This window comes from Paraburkholderia sp. EG286B, assembly GCF_040965655.1.
In the GTDB taxonomy this organism is placed as follows: Bacteria; Pseudomonadota; Gammaproteobacteria; order Burkholderiales; family Burkholderiaceae; genus Paraburkholderia.
Genome location: NZ_JBFRCF010000217.1, coordinates 1 through 270, shown reverse-complemented (window position 1 = coordinate 270; position 270 = coordinate 1). Strand labels below are relative to the sequence as shown.

General features: G+C 53.3%; 1 protein-coding gene. It reads right to left on the bottom strand.

The window, feature by feature from the left end:
• Positions 1-205: pyridoxamine 5'-phosphate oxidase family protein (locus AB4Y42_RS44485; protein ID WP_368697930.1), on the bottom strand; the 205-nt coding region annotated here is incomplete at its 3' end.
• Positions 206-270 lie beyond the last annotated feature (65 nt).

The following is a 270-nucleotide window of genomic DNA, read 5'->3' as shown; positions in this document are numbered from 1 at the left end:
CTACGTTGATCTCGACGGCGGCGTTGGCATTCAAATTCCTCAACGTCCCGGGCGACGCGATATCGGCGAAGTAGAGCTTGCCATTCCTGACCGTTAAGGAGGCCTTTGGCGAAAGATTCGGCGTCCCATCCTCATTGACCGTCGCGACGAACGACAGTATTGCCCCTTTTATGATCGCTTCGGCGTCTGCGGTGATTTCAATCATGGATTCACTCGTCTGAAAGGACTTCCTGCGCATTAAGAAAAACTCTCCAGTGCCTCGCAGGATTC